Source organism: Streptosporangium sp. CA-135522 (assembly GCF_050949235.1).
Classification (GTDB): Bacteria; Actinomycetota; Actinomycetes; order Streptosporangiales; family Streptosporangiaceae; genus Streptosporangium.
Genome location: NZ_CP192026.1, coordinates 632,672 through 650,011, shown reverse-complemented (window position 1 = coordinate 650,011; position 17,340 = coordinate 632,672). Strand labels below are relative to the sequence as shown.

Here is a 17,340-nt window from a genome sequence, read left to right as displayed (position 1 = left end):
CACATACGTTCACCGGGTTGAGTGATCACGCAGCGAGTGGGAGGGGGCGTCCGCCGAAGCGGATGCCCTTTTCACTGCGGATCCGGGCACGTTCACGACGCTGGGCGGCCAGGACGTCGGGGTGGCGGGCGTTGGCGTTGCGCCAGCGCAGATAGGCGTGCAGCGCCCGGGTCTGCACGACGTGGTTGGGATGATCAGAGCCTGCGATGGTGAACTGCCGCAGCGGCCCGAAGTGCGCCTCGATCGGGTTGGCCCAGGAGGCGTAGGTCGGGGTGAAGCACAACTCGACCTTGTGCCGCCTGGCCCAGGTGCGGATGCGCCAGTTCTTGTGCGCCGAGAGGTTGTCCAGGATGACGTAGATCGGGGCGGCGTCCGGGCGGGCGGCGCGGATCGACTCAGCGCGGCCCAGGGGGGATCGATGCCCTTGCGGCGCCGGTTGATCCCCCACAAGGTGTCGTCACCGATGGAGTAGCAGCCGTGGAAGTAGCGCACGCCGTGGGTGCGCCGGTAGGTGGCCGGCAGCCGGTCCGGCCGCCCACGGCGGGCCCAGCCCGAACCAGCCGTGGGACGGATGCCCAGCGGCCCGAACTCATCAAAGGCCAACACCCGGCCGGGAAATGTTCCAGGACGTGCTCGATCCGGTTCAGCTTGGCGTCGTAGTCCGGATCGGTGGACTCCTTCCAGGTCGTGGTGCGCTGGAAGGTGACGCCGCGGCGGGCCGGCAGGCAGCGCAGCGCCTCCCGGCCGATCCCGATCATCCGCCGGGTGCTGTGCGCAGGTAGGCGAGGAGTTTGCGGATCGACCAGCGGGTGAAGGGCTGACCGAGTTTCATCGGGCGGGTGGTGGCCGTCGCCACGACGAAGTTCTCATCGTCAGGGCTGAGCAGGCGGGGACGGCCTCCCGCCCATCCAGGGTCCAAGCAGGCCAGGCCGACCTCGTTGAAGTGGTGAATCACATCGCGCACGGTGTCCTCGTCTGCGGCGACCAGGCGGGCGATGACCGGGACGGTGTTGCCGCCGGCCGAGGCAAGCAGCATCATCGCCCGCCGGTAACGCACGGAGCTGGCGCTGCCCCGGCGCACGATCTGCTGGAGTTTCTGTCCTTCTTGGTCGGTGAGTCTTCGGACCCTGACGGGCTCTGCCACTACGCCTCCCCGCGCCGAGCTGGATCTGACGACTCACATCCAACCCGCTTAGGCCCCACCGCCGCGAGCAGCGACCCGGTGAACCCTCCCGGTCACCGCACTAGTCGACACGGCCGGCGAACCGGGTCGCGTTGACGATCCGCTCGATCTCGTCCTGTCCGGCCGTCGCCTCGCGCCCACGATCCGGCGCCACCGGCGGCAGGCGCCGCACGGCCGTTCGGGCGCGGCCGCAAGGGCGAGCCGGCCACGGTGTGAAACCCTCCACCCCCGCCGGCAGCGGCATGCCCGCCGGGTACGGCCGCAGCCTGTCGACATCAAGCATCTTGACGTCGAGATCAATATGGGGCAAGCCGCCTCCGGATCTCTTGATGTCGAGTGCGCCCGTTGCTGATCGGCGCGGTGATGACCGCCGGACCGGCGGGCTGGCGCGTGCTCGGGGCGGCGGTCGCGGGGCTGTCGGTCGCGCAACGGCGCGCCTGCCTGCGGCGGCTGGGCAGCATGCTCCCGGCAGCCGACTCCGACGTGCCGTCAGGGACCGTTCCCGCACGGGCACGTCCCGATGGTCGGGACGCCGCGGCTCCTGCCGGCGCGAAGGCGGCCAGGATCGCGATCGCCGACGAGATCCCCGAGCGGACGGCCCGCGCCTGAAGGCGTCGGCCGAAACCGCGACTAGAGGACGTCCTCGCCGGTACGGCCCAGCAGGCGGGCGAGGACGGGTTCGAGCCGGTCGGTGGCACCGGCCTCCGCCCGCCAGGCGACGAAGCCGTCGGGGCGGACCAGGAGCGCCCCTCCCCGGGGGATCTCCGGCAGATCGACGATGTGGGCGGCCAGGTCCAGGCGGGCGGCGGCGTCGAGCCAGGCCGCGCCTTCGGGGGTGGTCAGGACGGTGAAGCGGGAGGCGATCAGGTCGAGCGTCGAGACGCCCTCGGAGATCCAGACGTGGGGGACGCGGGAGCCCGGGGAGCCGTCGAGGTCGAGGGCGACGTCCTCGGTGGAGGGGAGCTCGGGCCGGGGGTCGATCACCGCGGCCGAGGAGTAGCGGTAGCCGAGGTTGACGACCGGGGCGTTGATGACGCCGGCTCTGGCACGGGCCTCCACCTGGGCGGGGCCGTGCTCCCAGTGCAGGCTCGGGTCGGCCAGCCGTAGGACGGCCTGCTCCAGGGTCAGCAGCGCCACCGGACGGCGCTCGGCCTCGTAGGTGTCCAGCAGCGCGGGTCCGGCCTCGCCGCGCAGGACCAGCGCCAGCTTCCAGGCCAGGTTGTGGGCGTCGGCGATGCCGGTGTTCATGCCGAAGGCTCCCAGCGGCGGCACGACGTGCGCGGCGTCGCCGACCAGGAACACCCGCCCGTCTGCGAAGCGGTCGGCGACCAAGCCCCTCATCCGCCAGCGCAGCGTGCTCAGGATCTCGATCTCCAGGTCCGGGGCGCCGAGGGCGGTGCGGATCATCTCGGGGGTGGGCTCGCGGTCGCCGCCGGTGAGAAAGGCCCACTCCTTCGCGCCGTCGATGGTCATCAGCATCCCCTGCGCCCGCGGGTGGGTGGTGTTGCAGGAGATGAAGCCGCGGCCGCCGGTCAGCTCGCTCAGGTCGGCGTGGAACAGGGTGTTCGTCATGGGCTCCCCCAGGTTTCCGGGGCCCGAGGCGGCGATGCCGAGCGCGGAGCGCACCCGGCTGCGGACGCCGTCGGCGGCCACCAGGTAGCCCGCACGGATCGTCCTGCCGTCGGAGAGCACCGCGGTGACCCCGTCGGCGTCCTGCTCGAAGGAGACGAGCTCGGCACCGTACTCCACGATCGCGCCGCGCTCGCGGGCCGCGGGCAGCAGGACCGAGTCCAGCCGGTTCTGCGGGCAGGTGCCGCGGAGCATGTTCGGGGTGTAGGTCATCGCCGCCATCGTCTGGGCGCGGGTCGGCCCCTCGGGGAGCGAGGGCAGCGCGGCCGCGGCCAGCGTCTCGGCGGTGATCTTCCCGAGGCTGCCGGCCGTCATGTCGATGGCCACCTCGTCCACGGCGCGGTCCAGGCCGACCTCGCGGAGCAGCTCCACGGTCCGCATGCCCACGCCCGTGGCGCGGGGGTGGACCTGCGGCCCGTCCTGGCGCTCGACCAGGTGCACCCGGACCCCGTGGTGCGCCAGGAACACCGCGGCGCTCAGGCCGACCGTGCCGCCTCCGGCGATCAGGACTTCGGTCACGATTTCTCCTCCATAATTCGGGAACACTGTACCCATTTCTGGGAACACTGTACCCACATAGGTACGATATGTGCCATGGGTGAAGAGAAATCAGTTCCCGAGCTGGTGTGGAACCGGCAGCCGTACGCGCCCCGGCGGGGGCTGAGCGTCGAGCGAATCGTCGAGACGGCGATCGGCATCGCCGATGCCGAGGGACTGGACGCCCTGTCGATGCGGCGCGTCGCGACCGACCTCGGGTCCGGCACCACCTCGCTCTACCGCTACGTGACCGGCCGCGACGAGCTACTGGACCTGATGGTCGACGCGACGGAAGGCGAAGACGTGCCGGAGCCGCCGTCCGGCGACTGGCGCACCGACATGAGAGGGATCGCCCGCAGGCGGCGGGCCGCGCTCCTGCGCCATCCCTGGCGGGGCTCCGTCATGGTGACCCGCCCGGTTCTCGGCCCCAACTCCCTGCGCCAGATGGACGTCGCGCTCACCGCGGCCGGCGGCCTGACCTCCGACATCACCCTGGCCTCCGACATCATCGCCCTCCTCGCCGACTACGTCTTCGGCGCCGTCGCGCGGGAGCTGGCCGAACAGCAGACGCAGCGCCGTACCGGGATGACCGAGGAACAGTGGCGCGCCGGCGTCGCTCCCTACATCCGCAAGGTCGTCGAGAGCGGCGTCTACCCCCAGTTCGCCCGCCGGATCATCGAAGCCGAGGACCACACCTTCGAAGAGCAGTTCGAGTTCGGTCTCGCCTGCCTGCTGGAGGGGATCGCCGGCCGGGCGGGCGAGACCGGCGATCCGCGAAACCCCTAGGAGGCCTGGGCGGCGGCCTTGGCGGCGAGCGGGAGGGCCTCGGCGATGCGGGACAGGGCCTCGTCGTCGTGGGCGGCCGACAGGAACCAGGCCTCGTAGGCCGACGGGGGCAGGTAGACGCCCTGGTCGAGCATGGCGTGGAAGAACGCCCGGTAGGCGGCGGTGTTCTGCCGCTGGGCTCCGGCGAAGTCGGTGACCTGCTCGTCGGTGAAGAAGACGGAGAACAGGCTGCCGGCCCGCTGCAGGCGGTGCGGCACCCCGGCGGCGGCCAGGGCGTCGGCGGCGGCGCGGCCGATGATCAGGGCCGAGGCGTCGACCCGGTCGTAGACCTCGTCGTCGCAGGCGCGCAGGGTGGCCAGCCCCGCGGCGCAGGCCAGCGGGTTACCGGACAGGGTGCCGGCCTGGTAGACCGGGCCCTCGGGGGCGAGGTGGGCCATCACGTCGGCCCGGCCGCCGAACGCGGCGGCGGGCAGGCCACCGCCCATGACCTTGCCGAAGGTCATCAGGTCGGCGTCCACCGGGTCCAGCCCGTACCAGCCGGCCTCCGACACCCGGAAGCCGGTGAGCACCTCGTCGACGATCAGCAGGGCACCGTGCGCGGTGCACAGCTCGCGCAGCTTGGCGTTGAAGCCGTCCAGCGGCGGGACCACGCCCATGTTGGCCGGGCAGGCCTCGGTGATCACACACGCGATCTCGGCGCCGAAGGCCTGGAAGGCCTCGGTCACGGCCTCGACCGAGTTGTAGGGCAGCACCACGGTGTCGGCGGCCGAGGCGCCGGTCACACCGGGGGTGTCGGGCAGGCCGAAGGTGACCAGGCCGGAGCCGGCCGCGGCGAGCAGGGCGTCGACGTGACCGTGGTAGCAGCCGGCGAACTTGACGACCTTGGACCGGCCGGTGAAACCGCGCGCCAGCCGCACCGCGGACATCGTGGCCTCGGTACCGGAGCTGACCAGGCGGACCTTCTCCACCGGAGCCACCCGCTCGACGATCTCCTCGGCGAGCTCGACCTCGCCGGGCGTCGCCGTACCGAAGGAGGTGCCGTCGCGCAGCGCCTCCTCCAGGGCCTGCACCACGGCCGGGTGCCGGTGGCCGAGGATCATCGGCCCCCACGAGCAGACCAGGTCGACGTAGCGGTTGCCGTCCACGTCGGTGATGTAGGGGCCCTGGCCGGAGGCCATGAAGCGGGGCGTGCCGCCGACGGCCCCGAAGGCGCGGACCGGGGAGTTGACACCTCCCGGGACGATCTCACGTGCGCGGGCGAACAGGTCCTCGGAGTTCTCAGTACGGCTCACGCCCTCCAGGGTAGTCACGGCGGCGACAGCCCCCGTCGGCACCGGTGGCCGGCCAACCGGAAACGCCGGTTCATCGCGGGAAACACCCGGGGCCCCCGGAATCCTCGCGGGACCGCCGAGCTCCGGTACGGCCGGCACTCACTCCCGCGCCCGAGGCGGCTCCCTCTCGCGGGGGAGCTCCAGGACCGCTCTCACCGGCGATCCCCGCCGGGCCCGCGATCTCCAGGATTGGTCCCGGCAGAAAGAACCGATCTGGAGGATGACATGAGGATTCGCCGCACCGTACTGGCCGGGCTCGCTCTCGCCGCGATCACCGTGGGGACGGCCGCCCCGGCCATCGCACAGACGGCCCAGACGGCCCGCACGAGCCCGGCCGCCCACGCCGGCACGTCCGCCGCCGCGCGGCAGGCCCTGCCGCCGGTGAACCCGGACGCGCTGAGCCGGGCGATCGCGGGGCTCCCCGACGCCGAGGGGACCGCCGCCCAGGTCCGGGTGGGCGGCTCCGGGGGAAGCTGGCAGGGCGTGTCCGGCGTGCGGGACCTGCGCTCCAAGCGGCCGGTGCCGGCCAACGCCCGCTTCCGGGCGGGAAGCGTGACGAAGGCCTTCACAGCCGCCGTGGTGCTCCAGCTCGTCGCCGAAGGCAAGCTGGACCTCGACCAGACCGTCCAGCACTACCTGCCCGGCCTGCTGCCCGACGGCTACCGGCCGGTCACGGTCGGCCAGCTGCTCAACCACACCAGCGGTCTGCCCCCGGCGGACCGGTCCAAGGGACTCCCCGCCGAGGAGACGGCCGACGGGTTCACCTGGATCTACAAGCGCCGCTTCGAGCACTGGACACCGGAGCGGATCGTGGCGCTGGCCGTACAGGATGACATGGAGTTCGAGCCGGGCACCGCGCAGCACTACCTCGACATCAACTACACCGTCGCGGGGATGCTGATCGAGAAGGTCACCGGGTCGAGCTACGAGCGGCAGGTGCGCGACCGTATCCTGCGCCCGCTGGGGCTGCGCGACACCTCCCTGCCCACCGACGACCCGTCCATCCACGGCCCGCACACCCACGGCTACCAGGTGCTGGACGGCAAGACGATCGACGTGACCGTCTGGGGCCACTCGATGGAATGGGCGGCCGGCAACCTCGTGTCCACGACCGCCGACCTCGACCGCTTCACCAGGGCGCTGTTCCGGGGCGACGTGGTCCCGGCGCCCCAGCTGGAGCAGATGTTCACCGTGCCGCCCAAGGAGGTCAGGATGTACGGCGACGCGAAGAAGGACGCGATCTACAGCATGGGGCTGACCCGGCTGGAGCTGCCCGGCGTGGGCGTCCTGTGGGGCAAGACCGGCGGCCGGTACGGCTATCTCACCGGCATCGGCGGGCTGCGCAACCCAGCGGGCACGGGCGAGTCGCCCCGCACGGTCGTCTACTCCTACAACTCGGTGGACGCCAAGTCCGAGAGCGTGAAGCCGAGGACACTCAAGATCATCATGGCGGCGTTCTCCTGACGGGCTGGTCGTAGACGTCGGCCAGCAGGTCGAGGACGCGCAGCGGGTCGGGCAGCGGGCGGCCCGGGGGACACGACCACACACGATCACCCACCCGCGATGCCTCGAACTTCGGCAGCGGACCGCCACCGCGCCCTGGGCTCTGTCTCAAAAGCGGCGTATGTCACCTACGATGATGGCCGACCGACACAGACGATCTCCATAAAAGTCGGGGAGGGCTCTCCTTCACGGGCGCGGCGGTCGTCGAGGTGGACGACATCGTGTTCCAGGGGAGAGCAAGTGGCAGTCCAGATTCTCCGATCACGACAGGAGAGCGCCAAGGTCGCCCCTGTCGAGCTGTTCTTCGACCTCGTCTACGTTTTCGCGATCACGCAGCTGTCGCACCTCCTCCTCGCCCACCTCGATGCGGCCGGGGCCGCGCAGACTCTGCTGCTCACGCTGGCCGTGTGGTGGGCGTGGATGTACACCGCGTGGACCACCAACTACTGCGACCCCGACCATCCGGTGCTGCGGCTGACGCTGACCGGGTTGATGCTGGCCGGCCTCGTCATGGCTGCGGCGCTACCGCAGGCGTTCGGCGCGCGGGCGCTGTGGTTCGCAGGCGCCTACGTGGCCATCCAGGTCGGGCGGACGATCGTGGTCTCGATCGCGGCACGGGCCCACCCGATCGGCCACACCTTCAAGCTCATCCTGGTGTGGCACGTCCTGAGCAGTGTGCTGTGGATCACGGGCGCCTTACTGGGGGGAACGGCCCAGGTGGCGCTGTGGGTCGTGGCGCTGCTGGTGGAGTATCTCGCGCCCTGGCACGGCTACCGCACGCCGTTCCTCGGCAGGGCGACGATCGTCGACTGGTCGATCGACGGCGCCCACATGGCCGAGCGCTGCGAGCTCTTCGTGATCATCGCGTTGGGCGAGTCGGTTCTGGTCACCGGGCTGACTCTGGCCGAGAACGACCACCTGACGGCGGCCACGGTCGCCGCGTTCGTGGTGGCCTTCCTCGGCAGCGTGGCGATGTGGTGGGTCTACTTCGACCGCACCGCCGAGGCCGCGGCGGAGGCGATCGCCGAGTCCGACGATTCGGGACGGCTCGGCAGATCGGCCTACACCTTCATGCACATCCCCATGGTCGCCGGCATCATCGTCACCGCGGTGGGCGACGAACTGGCGATCGCGCACCCCTCCGGGGGGACCTCGCTCGGCACCGCGCTGACCGTGCTGGGCGGGCCCGCGCTCTTCCTGACCGGGCACGCGCTGTTCAAGCGGGCCGTGTTCGGCTACATGCCGGTCAACAGGATCGTCGCGATCGGGGTGCTGGGGGCGGCCGGGGCGCTCGTGGCGCTCATGCCCTCGCTGATGCCGCCGCTCGCGCTCGCCGTCCTGGCCACCCTGGTCGTCTGGGGCGTCGCGGCCTGGGACTCCGTGCTGGCTCGCAGGCTGTCAGAGACACCTGCCGGCGACGAGCGACCGGCGGTCACGATGGACGTCGTCGGGTAGGGCGTCGCGGACAACCTCGGCGGGCGGAGCCCACGGAACGGGCCCTAGTCGCAGACGTCGGCCAGCAGGTCGAGGACGCGCAGCGGGTCGGGCAGCGGGCGGCCGTCCGGGGGACGCAGCCACGAGGCGGCCTTACCGGACGGCAGCGTCGAGGGCGGGGCAAGGACGTAGCTGTCGCGGCAGTGCCAGCGCAGGCCGGGCATCTCGTCGATGGTCGCCGGGCCGAAGTCGAGAGGGCAGGACCACCATTCGTCCTCGTCCTCGGCGACGTTGCGGGTGGCCACATAGAAAAGGACCCGGTCACCGTTGGCGGCGACCGGGCCCGTTGCGGAGCCGGCGGAGTCCATGCCCGCGAGGGCGGTCAGTCCGGCGGCGGCCGGTACGTCGAAGACGTCGAAGACGCGGCCCGTGGGGAGGATGACGTTCGCCTCCGGGTCGGACTGCCACCAGTGGCCGAGCAGCGCGGGGTCGGTCGTGGCCTGCATCTGCCAGGCCCGCGAGAGCGGGTGCGCGCCCGGGTCGGGACAGCCGACGCGGTCGCAGGAGCACGCGCGGGCGCCGCTGTGCAGCGGGCGCGCGCCGGGACAGCTCGCCCAGCCCAGGGCCGCGTACTCCAGCACGGAACCGATCGTCTGCTTCGGATGAGCTCGTCGCCTGCTACGACGAGTTCGTGGTACCCCCACCATTGTGTCCTCCGTCGTCCGCCCATCCCGGGTGCCCCCCGGATGCGATGACGTATCCACACTCTGATCAGCAAGGGAACTCAGACGGTCAGGGGCCACGCCACCTCGGACACATCCGCACCGGTATTCGCACTCTAACGCACAGACCACACGAGCAAGCGGCAAACCCCCAGTTCTCGGTATGTGCCGCTGGTCTCACCGGAGCTTCTTGGCCACCTCGGTCGCCCAGTAGGTGAGGATCATGTCGGCCCCGGCCCGGCGAATCGCGATCAGTGACTCCATGATCACTCGATCCCGGTCGATCCACCCGTTCGCCGCCGCGGCCTCGATCATGGCGTACTCCCCGCTGACCTGGTAGGCGGCCACCGGCACGTCCACCGCGTCACGCACCTGGCGCAGGATGTCGAGATAGGCCATCGCGGGCTTGACCATCACGGCGTCGGCGCCCTCGTCGAGGTCCAGCCGCACCTCGCGCAGCGCCTCGCCGGCCGATCCGGCCGCGTCCTGCTGGTAGGCGTTGCGGTCGCCGAACTGCGGCGCGCACTCGGCGGCCTCCCGGAACGGCCCGTAGAACGCCGAGGCGTACTTCACCGAGTAGGCCAGGATCGGGATCTGCTCGAAGCCGTCGGCGTCCAGCGCCGCGCGGATCGCGGCGACCTGGCCGTCCATCATGCCGCTGGGCGCGATGACCTGCGACCCCGCGCGGGCCTGGGACACCGCGGCGGCCGCGTAGCGCTCCAGGGTGGCGTCGTTGTCGACCTCGCCGCCGGGCGTCAGGATGCCGCAGTGCCCGTGGTCGGTGAACTCGTCCAGGCAGGTGTCGGTCATCACGACCATGCTGTCGCCCACGTCGGAGACCAGGTCGGCGACGGCCCGCTGGACGATCCCGTCCGGGTCGTCGGCGGCGGACCCGCGCGCGTCCTTCACCGCGGGGACACCGAACAGGATCAGCGCGCCGACCCCCGCCTCGGCCGCCTCGTGGGCGGCCTTGCGCAGCGAGTCGCGGGTGTGCTGGAACACCCCGGGCATCGAGCCGATCGGGTTCGGCTCGTCGATGCCCTCCTTGACGAACATCGGCAGCACGAACTCCGCCGGGTGCAGCCGGGTGCCGGCGACCATCCGGCGCATCGTCGCCGTACGGCGAAGCCTGCGTGGACGCGCGACGGGGAACTGGGCGGTCATCGTCTCTCCCTCTCCCCCGGCCATAGGGGATCAGGAACCGGGGGCCGTGTCAGGACATGGCTGGCTGAACTCGCGGGAACCGCCACGAGGTCCTCGGGCGCGAGCGTTCGCGACGGTTCCAGATTACTTGGCGCGGCGCCGGGCTCCTCGACGGGTCTGGGAGGGCCGGCGAGGAACGTCTCCGGCCGCGAGCGCGGCCTGCCGCTGCTTGGCACCATACTCGGCCAGCGCGGACGCGAGGGCCGAAGCCGACGGTTTGTCGGCCATAACGTCGACGCGGAGACCGAACTCCTCGGCCGTTTTGGCGGTCTGCGGGCCGATGACGGCGATGACCGTGACGTTGTGCGGCTTGCCCGCGATGCCCACCAGGTTGCGCACGGTGCTCGACGAGGTGAACAGCACCGCGTCGAAACCGCCGCCCTTGATGGCCTCCCGGGTGGGCGCGGGCGGCGGCGCCGCGCGGACGGTCCGGTAGGCGGTCACGTCGTCGCACTCCCAGCCGAGCTCGGTCAGCCCGGCGACCAGCGTCTCGGTCGCGATGTCGGCTCGGGGCAGCAGCACCCGGTTGATCGGGTCGAGCATCGAGTCGTAGGGCGGCCACTCGGCCAGCAGGCCCTCCGACGACTGCTCGCCGGACGGCATCAGGTCCGGCTTGACGCCGAACTGCACCAGCGCCCGCGCGGTGGCCTCGCCCACGGCCGCGACCTTGAGGCCGGCGAACGCGCGAGCGTCCAGACCGTACTCCTCGAACTTCTCGCGCACCGCCTTGACCGCGTTCGCGCTGGTGAACGCCACCCATTCGTAGCGGCCGGTGACCAGGCCCTTGATCGCCCGATCCATCTGCTGCGGCGTGCGCGGCGGCTCGACGGAGATCGTGGGGACCTCCTCCGGCACCGCGCCGTAGGAGCGCAGTTGCTCGACCAGCTTGGCCGACTGCTCCTTGGTCCTGGGCACGAGCACCCGCCAGCCGAACAGCGGCTTGGTCTCGAACCACGACAGCCGATCGCGCATGCCGACGGCCTCGCCGACCACGATCAGCGCGGGCTCGGTCATCCCGGCGTGCTTGAGGTCGGGGCCGATCCGGCCGAGCGTGGTCACCACGGTGTACTGCTCGGTGGTGGTGCCCGCGCTGCTGATCGCGACCGGTGTCGAGTCCGGGCGGCCCGCGGCGATCAGCGCCTTGCCGATCGCGACGGCCCCGGAGACGCCGTTGTAGATCACCAGGGTGCCGGCGCCCGCCGCGTGGACGCTCCAGTCGTCGACCTGGGTCGCGTCCACGACCCGGAACTCCGGCACCGACACCGCCGCGGGGATGCCCGCGTAGGTGAGCACCGCCGTCGCCGGGGGCACGCCCGGCACGATCTCGAACTCCACCTCCGCCTTGGCGCAGGCCGCGACCTCCTCGGTGATCGAGGAGAAGAACATCGGGTCGCCGGCGCAGAGCCGCACGACGCCGCATCCACCCTTGGCCGCCGTGACCGCCCTCAGCGAGACCGCGTCCTCCTCGGCCGCGTCGATGACCTCGACGTTCTCCCGGCAGTGGCGGAGCAAGGCGCCGTACGCCTCCCGGTCGAGCACGACGACATCGGCCTTTGAGAGCAGGTCGGCGCCACGGAGCGTGAGCAGGCCCTCGTCACCGGGGCCCGCGCCCACGAAGGCGACGAACCCGGCCGGGCGCTCGAAGGTGGTACTTCCGGAGCTCAATGTGCTTGCTCCCCTATCAACGTGCCTGCCCCTTCAGCGATCATCTCGGCCGCGAGGTCGCGTCCGAGATCCATGGGCGCCGAAAGGGTCCCGGCGGTGGACTTGCGCACCGCCCGCTTGCCGTCGACGGCGACGACAGCGGCGGTCAGAATTAGATTTTGCCCGTCATCGGCCGAATACGCACCCACCGGAGCCGCGCACCCCGCCTCCAGGGCGTTGAGCACCGCGCGCTCGGCGGTCACCGCGGCCCGGGTCCGGGCGTCGTCGAGCACGCTCAGGAACTCGATGAGGTCGGTCCGGTCGGCCCGGCACTCCACCGCGAGCGCGCCCTGACCGGGGGCCGGGAGCATCTCCTCGACCTCGAAGATCTGGGAGATCTCGGCCTCGCGGCCCAGCCGTCCGAGTCCGGCGGCGGCGAGCACGACGCCCTGCAGCTCGCCGGAGGTGACCTTGCCGATCCGGGTGTCGGCGTTGCCGCGGATCGGGACGTAGTCGAGGTCGGGACGGAGCACCCTGAGCTGGGCGATCCTGCGGGGAGAGCCGGTGCCGACCTTCGCCCCGGACGGCAGGTCGGCCAGCTTCGCGGCGCTCACCAGGGCGTCCCTGGGGTCGTCGCGCGGCGGGATCGCCGCGATGACCACGCGCGGGTCCTGCGTGGTGGGGAGGTCTTTCAGCGAGTGAACCGCGAAGTCGATCTCACCCTCGATCAGCTTGTCACGCAGCGCGCTGACGAAGACGCCGGTGCCGCCGAGCTGGGTGAGGCTGGCCTTGGTCACGTCGCCGAAGGTCGTGACGCCGACGAGCTCGACGGCCCGGCCGGTCAGCTCGGTGAGCCGGGCGGCGACCAGACCCGACTGGGTCGTCGCCATGAGGCTGCGCCTGGTGCCCAGCCTGAGTGGAGGGAGAACGCCGCTCACCTGCCCACCTCCTTCTTGCCGGTCTCCGCGTCGGTCCTTTCGATGCTTCTCACCGCGCGGGGGACCTTCGGGTCCAGGTCGAACAGCTCACGCAGCGCCTCCGCATAATGATCGCCTGCCGGGGACTCCGCGAGCTGTTTGACACGCACGGTGGGCTCATGGAGCAATTTGTCGACCACGCGCCTGATTGTCTGCGTGACCTCGTCCCGGACCCGCCCGTCGAGCTCCGGAACCCGGGCGACGAGCCGTCCGAGCTCCGCCTCGACCACGTTGGCCGCCTTGCTCCGCAGGGCGACCACGGTCGGGGTGACCCGTGCGGCGCGCTCGGCCGACAGGTAGGCCGCCACCTCGTCGGCGACGATCGCGCGCACGGCGGTGACCGCTTCGGCACGCCCGCCGTCGTCGGTGTCGGCGTCGGCCGCGCCGTCCTGCATCGACTCCAGGTCGACGAGGGTGACGCCGGGCAGCTGCCGTACGGCGGGGTCCACGTCGTGGGGCAGCGCGAGGTCCAGGAAGAACATCTCCCTGGCCGTCACCATGTCGGCGGTGATGACCACGTCGGTGGCGCCGGTGCACGAGATGACCAGGTCGGCCTGGGCCAGCTCGCGCGCCAGGTCGCCGAACTCGGCGGCCCGGCCGTCCACCTGCTGGGCCAGCCGTACGGCGCGCTCATGGGTCCGGTTGACCACCACGATGTCGGTGACGCCCGCCCGCTGCAGGGTCGCGGCCGACAGGGCGCTCATCGAGCCGGCGCCGACCACCAGGGCGCGCCTGCCCTGGATCGGGCCGAGGACGCGCTCGGCGAGGGTGAGGCCCACGCCCACGAGGGAGGCGCCGGCCCGGTCGATGCCGGTCTCGGCGTGGGAGCGCTTGCCCACCCGCAGGGCCTGCTGGACGAGCTCGTTGAGCGTCGGACCGAGCGTGCCCTCCTCCTGCGCGAGCTTGAGGGCCGAGCGGACCTGGCCGAGGATCTGCCCCTCGCCCAGGACCATCGAGTCGAGGCCGGAACCGACCGAGAACAGGTGCTCGACGGCCCGGTCCTCGTAATGCACGTAGAGGTGGTTCGACAACTGCTCCATCGGGACGCCCGAATGGATGCCGAGCAGCTCGGAGATCGCGGTCACCGCGGCGTGGAAGCGGTCCACCTCGGCGTAGATCTCGACCCGGTTGCAGGTCGAGACGACCATGGCCTCGGAGACGCAGGCGTCCTGCTGGACGGCGTGCAGCAGCTTGGCCAGCGCGTCACCGGAGACGGACACCCGCTCCAGCAGGGCCACCGGAGCCGTCCGGTGGCTGAGGCCGACGACGAGGACGCTCATCTGCCGTCCTCGACTCTCCGTGGACGTGGACGGGCCCGGTCTCCCTCGTCCTTTCGAGAAACGCGGCGTCCTCGGGCTTGCTCGTCGCGCTCGCTCACAAGTCCACCGCCTCGGGCCACTCCTCGGCCATCGCGGGCCCCCCAGTCATCCGATCCGTTTTGCGTTGCTCATGAAACGCAAGGATCTGCAATTCAATCGATAGGTCGACTTTACGGATATCGACGTCTTCAGGCACGGCAAGTACGACGGGGGCGAAGTTCAGGATGCTGGTGACCCCCGCGGCGATGACCCGGTCGGCCACCTGCTGGGCCGCCGCCGCCGGCGTCGCGAGCACCACGATCGACACTCCCCGCCGCTTGATCACGGCTTCCAGCTCGTCGATGTGCTCCACATTCAATCCCGCGATATGGTCGCCCACCACCTCGGGGTCGGCGTCGAGCAGGGCGGCGACCCGGAATCCTCGGGAGACGAACCCGCCGTAATTGGCCAGTGCACGACCGAGGTTACCCACTCCGACGATGGCAACGGCCCAGTCCTGGGTCAGGCCCAGCTCGCGGGAGATCTGGTAGATGAGATATTCGACGTCATATCCGACCCCACGGGTGCCGTAGGAACCCAGGTGGGAGAGGTCCTTGCGAAGCTTGGCCGAGTTGACCCCGGCGGCTACGGCCAGGTCCTCCGAGCTCACGGTCGCCAGGCCTCGCTCGGCCATGCCGTTCAGCGCGCGCAGATAGAGCGGCAGCCGGGCGACGGTCGCCTCGGGGATGCCACGTTCACGAGCTTGGGACAGACGGCGGATCACGTGCCGGAGCTCCAGGGGGACAGGCGGCCGGCGCGGCCCGGACGCGACGGATGACGAGGTGAGGCCACTGTCTTTCAGGTTAGTCCCTTTGTGAACCGATGCACAAAGTGGGGGCCGACGGGACCGGCCGGAAACCGGCGGCGGGTGCCCTGCCTCGTTACTCCCTACCTGTGGAAGGATCACCCACCCTGGTAGAAGAAGCGTAACCCGCCCTGCTACAGAGGTGTTTCTCCCTTATTGCGGAAAGGGGCTGCCTGCGGGAGCCCGGGACTCGGCTACCGTGGCGGACATGGCACCGCAGGACCACCGCATCACGCTGCTCGGCAAGCCCGGCTGTCACCTCTGCGACGACGCGCGGGCGGTGATCGACCGGGTCGCCACGGAATTGGGCGTTCCCTGGGAGGAGCGCGACATCACCGTCTCCGAGGAGGACCAGGCCGCATATTGGGAGATGATCCCGGTCACCCTCATCGACGGCGTCCAGCACGACTTCTGGCGCGTCGACGAAACCCGCCTGCGCGCCGCGCTCACAGCCTGAAGACCGCCGGAAGCGGCATCACCTTCGCGGCGTTCACGGTGAGCTCGATCACGTTGGTGGCGAGCACCATGTTCTGCCGCTCGCTGACGAACCGCTCCACGTGCGGCTGGCGCTGGTGGTCGGCGTAGGCGACCTCATCGCGATAGATCTCGTAGACGATGCGCTGGAGCGGAGCCGACTTCACCGAGTGACACGCGTAGATGAGCGTGTCGGGCTCGGAGCGGCGCACGGCCTCGACCGTCTCCTCGGCCAGCCGGTCGAACCTCTCGCCGGTGCCGTCGATCAGGGTGAGGACGGTCAGCATGCCGAAGGTGCTGGGTGAGGGACGGGAAGAGCCGCCCGGCTGCTCGGCCCCGCCCGGATATCCCGCGGCGGGCGGAGCGCCGAACCCCCGGTCGGGCCCCTGACCGTGACCGGAGGCACCGCCGAGGCCCCGGTCCGGCACCTGGCCGTGACCCGGGACACCGCCGGGGCCGGGGTCACGACCGTAGGCCGCGGACGCGCCGGCGGCCTGGTCGTACCCGGGCGGGGCGCCGAACGCCTGGTCGTATCCGGGCGAGGTGCCGAACGCCTGGTCGGCGGGCATGGGCTGGAGACTGCCGCCGGGATGAGCGCCATAAGCCGCGTCGGGCATGACGAACTCGCCGGTGCTGGGCCCGGACGGCCTGCCGGCGGCCTGTCCGGGGGGCCTGCCGTACTCGTTGACCGGGATGTCGTACTCGCCGGTCGCCTGATTGCCGGCCGGCATGCCGAACTGGCCGGTCACCGGAGGTTGCCGGGTGTACTCGCCGCCGCCGGCGGGCTGACCGGGGGCCGGCATGCCGTACTCGCCGGCCATGAAGGTGCCGGTGGCGGGACCGCCGAACGCCTCGTCCTGGCCGGGGGCCTGCTGCCGCATGCGCGCGGCGTAGTCGACGTCCTGCTCGCCCGCGCGGTATTCGGCCACCAGGTCGCCGAGACCGGAGCGGCGCGGGGACTCCTCCGGCAGGGCACGGCGGCCCGCCACCTGTACGTCCCGGGGGGGCGAAGAGGCCGCGCGCCGGCCGGTCGGCCGGCGCTCCTGCCCGCCGTCCTCCGGCTCGTCCTCGTCCTCGTCCTCGTAGGGCGCCAGCGGGCGGAGCACGGCGTACCAGACGGCGGCGGCGGTGACGCACAGCAGCAGCACGGTGAAGACCCCGGGCACCGTGAAGCTCACGGCTCCCAGCAGGGCCAGGCCGGTCGGGCCGAGCGCCAGGAGCGCGTGCATGTTGTCGGCGTCGTAGTCGTCACCCCCGCGCCAGCGCATGACCGCGATCGCGACGCCGCCCAGCAGGACGAGCACGACGGCCACGTGGACGGCTCGAAGCAGATAGGTCGGCGGCAGCCCCCAGTGCAGGCCGCCTGGCGGCAGGACCTTGGTGAACGCCGTGGCCTGCAGGATCGGGTCGACCATCATGATCACTGAGGCGATGACGGTGAACGCGGTGCCCAGCAGCCAGGCGGCGAACCTCGCGCCGGACTTGCGGGCCAGGAGCTGGATGACCCCGATGGCCAGCCACAGCGGGGCCAACATTGATCCGGCCAGCTGATAAATCCGGAACGTGGCCGACCCAAACCCCACTAAATGACCGGTTGCGATCACTCCGAGTGACACGCACAGTGCCGCCGTCGTGATACTCCAGGCGATCAGCCAGCCCTTGGGCTCGCTACGGAGCCGGCCGACGAGGGCGACGGTGGCGATGGCTGCGAGCAACGCACCGGCAAACGCGATGACAGCGACGAGGACTTCCAT

At 71.2% G+C, this 17,340-nt stretch carries 15 protein-coding genes and 1 pseudogene; 5 read left to right on the top strand and 11 right to left on the bottom strand.

The genetic code is table 11. The annotated features are described in order from the left end of the window. Positions 1-25 precede the first annotated feature (25 nt). Both ACQPYK_RS03160 and ACQPYK_RS03155 read right to left on the bottom strand, forming a co-directional pair. A pseudogene (locus tag ACQPYK_RS03160) lies at positions 26-1,144 on the bottom strand (IS630 family transposase). Between the two features lie 100 nt (positions 1,145-1,244). Then, the gene (locus tag ACQPYK_RS03155) at positions 1,245-1,493 is read right to left on the bottom strand and encodes a hypothetical protein (protein ID WP_433249862.1); all 249 of its coding nucleotides are present in this window, start codon (positions 1,491-1,493) and stop codon (positions 1,245-1,247) included. Between the two features lie 26 nt (positions 1,494-1,519). Here ACQPYK_RS03155 and ACQPYK_RS03150 point away from each other — a divergent pair, with 26 nt between their 5' ends. Beyond that, complete coding sequence (locus ACQPYK_RS03150; RefSeq protein WP_433249859.1) at positions 1,520-1,792, top strand: hypothetical protein; 273 nt, start codon at positions 1,520-1,522, stop codon at positions 1,790-1,792. A gap of 21 nt (positions 1,793-1,813) precedes the next feature. On the opposite strand, the gene ACQPYK_RS03145 is transcribed toward ACQPYK_RS03150, so the two are convergent. After that, positions 1,814-3,331, bottom strand: coding sequence for an FAD-dependent monooxygenase (locus ACQPYK_RS03145; RefSeq protein ID WP_433249856.1), 1,518 nt, complete (start codon positions 3,329-3,331; stop codon positions 1,814-1,816). 75 nt (positions 3,332-3,406) lie between these two features. Between ACQPYK_RS03145 and ACQPYK_RS03140 the strand changes: the two genes are divergently transcribed. After that, positions 3,407-4,135, top strand: coding sequence for a TetR/AcrR family transcriptional regulator (locus ACQPYK_RS03140; RefSeq protein ID WP_433249853.1), 729 nt, complete (start codon positions 3,407-3,409; stop codon positions 4,133-4,135). Here ACQPYK_RS03140 and hemL read toward each other — a convergent pair. Further along, on the bottom strand, positions 4,132-5,427 hold the full coding sequence (hemL, locus tag ACQPYK_RS03135) for a glutamate-1-semialdehyde 2,1-aminomutase (protein ID WP_433249850.1): 1,296 nt from the start codon (positions 5,425-5,427) through the stop codon (positions 4,132-4,134). The two genes, ACQPYK_RS03140 and hemL, sit on opposite strands and share 4 nt — an antisense overlap. Before the next feature lie 264 nt (positions 5,428-5,691). On the opposite strand from hemL, the gene ACQPYK_RS03130 reads away from it, so the two are divergent. Together ACQPYK_RS03130 and ACQPYK_RS03125 are read left to right on the top strand one after the other, a co-directional pair. Then, entirely contained in the window at positions 5,692-6,930 is a 1,239-nt protein-coding gene (locus ACQPYK_RS03130; protein ID WP_433249847.1) for a serine hydrolase domain-containing protein, read from the top strand. Between the two features lie 279 nt (positions 6,931-7,209). Further along, a complete protein-coding gene (locus ACQPYK_RS03125) occupies positions 7,210-8,424 on the top strand; it encodes a low temperature requirement protein A (protein ID WP_433249844.1) in 1,215 nt (404 codons plus the stop codon). A 44-nt stretch (positions 8,425-8,468) separates the two neighbouring features. On the opposite strand, the gene ACQPYK_RS03120 is transcribed toward ACQPYK_RS03125, so the two are convergent. The 6 genes from ACQPYK_RS03120 to ACQPYK_RS03095 form a co-directional block, all read right to left on the bottom strand. Beyond that, entirely contained in the window at positions 8,469-9,110 is a 642-nt protein-coding gene (locus tag ACQPYK_RS03120) for a bifunctional DNA primase/polymerase (protein ID WP_433249841.1), read from the bottom strand. Between the two features lie 192 nt (positions 9,111-9,302). Further along, positions 9,303-10,289, bottom strand: coding sequence for a porphobilinogen synthase (gene hemB / locus ACQPYK_RS03115; protein WP_433249839.1), 987 nt, complete (start codon positions 10,287-10,289; stop codon positions 9,303-9,305). A gap of 123 nt (positions 10,290-10,412) precedes the next feature. Then, a complete protein-coding gene (locus ACQPYK_RS03110; RefSeq protein ID WP_433249836.1) occupies positions 10,413-11,993 on the bottom strand; it encodes a uroporphyrinogen-III synthase in 1,581 nt (526 codons plus the stop codon). Further along, the gene (gene hemC, locus ACQPYK_RS03105) at positions 11,990-12,862 is read right to left on the bottom strand and encodes a hydroxymethylbilane synthase (RefSeq protein ID WP_433258688.1); all 873 of its coding nucleotides are present in this window, start codon (positions 12,860-12,862) and stop codon (positions 11,990-11,992) included. The genes ACQPYK_RS03110 and hemC overlap by 4 nt, the downstream gene beginning before the upstream one ends. A gap of 44 nt (positions 12,863-12,906) precedes the next feature. Continuing rightward, a complete protein-coding gene (locus tag ACQPYK_RS03100) occupies positions 12,907-14,229 on the bottom strand; it encodes a glutamyl-tRNA reductase (protein ID WP_433249833.1) in 1,323 nt (440 codons plus the stop codon). Between the two features lie 94 nt (positions 14,230-14,323). Next, the gene (locus ACQPYK_RS03095; RefSeq protein ID WP_433249830.1) at positions 14,324-15,031 is read right to left on the bottom strand and encodes a redox-sensing transcriptional repressor Rex; all 708 of its coding nucleotides are present in this window, start codon (positions 15,029-15,031) and stop codon (positions 14,324-14,326) included. A gap of 289 nt (positions 15,032-15,320) precedes the next feature. Here ACQPYK_RS03095 and ACQPYK_RS03090 point away from each other — a divergent pair, with 289 nt between their 5' ends. Beyond that, entirely contained in the window at positions 15,321-15,569 is a 249-nt protein-coding gene (locus tag ACQPYK_RS03090; RefSeq protein WP_433249827.1) for a glutaredoxin family protein, read from the top strand. Here ACQPYK_RS03090 and ACQPYK_RS03085 read toward each other — a convergent pair. Further along, on the bottom strand, positions 15,559-17,340 hold the full coding sequence (locus ACQPYK_RS03085; RefSeq protein WP_433249824.1) for an antibiotic biosynthesis monooxygenase: 1,782 nt from the start codon (positions 17,338-17,340) through the stop codon (positions 15,559-15,561). The two genes, ACQPYK_RS03090 and ACQPYK_RS03085, sit on opposite strands and share 11 nt — an antisense overlap.

Excerpts from the sequence above, each read along its gene's own strand:
- ACQPYK_RS03140 (WP_433249853.1), top strand. The coding sequence starts at position 3,407 with ATGGGTGAAGAGAAATCAGTTCCCGAGCTGGTGTGGAACCGGCAGCCG.
- ACQPYK_RS03130 (WP_433249847.1), top strand. The coding sequence starts at position 5,692 with ATGAGGATTCGCCGCACCGTACTGGCCGGGCTCGCTCTCGCCGCGATC.
- ACQPYK_RS03120 (WP_433249841.1), bottom strand. The coding sequence starts at position 9,110 with ATGGTGGGGGTACCACGAACTCGTCGTAGCAGGCGACGAGCTCATCCG.
- hemB (WP_433249839.1), bottom strand. The coding sequence starts at position 10,289 with ATGACCGCCCAGTTCCCCGTCGCGCGTCCACGCAGGCTTCGCCGTACG.
- hemC (WP_433258688.1), bottom strand. The coding sequence starts at position 12,862 with ATGGCGACGACCCAGTCGGGTCTGGTCGCCGCCCGGCTCACCGAGCTG.
- ACQPYK_RS03100 (WP_433249833.1), bottom strand. The coding sequence starts at position 14,229 with ATGAGCGTCCTCGTCGTCGGCCTCAGCCACCGGACGGCTCCGGTGGCC.
- ACQPYK_RS03090 (WP_433249827.1), top strand. The coding sequence starts at position 15,321 with ATGGCACCGCAGGACCACCGCATCACGCTGCTCGGCAAGCCCGGCTGT.
- ACQPYK_RS03085 (WP_433249824.1), bottom strand. The coding sequence starts at position 17,340 with ATGGAAGTCCTCGTCGCTGTCATCGCGTTTGCCGGTGCGTTGCTCGCA.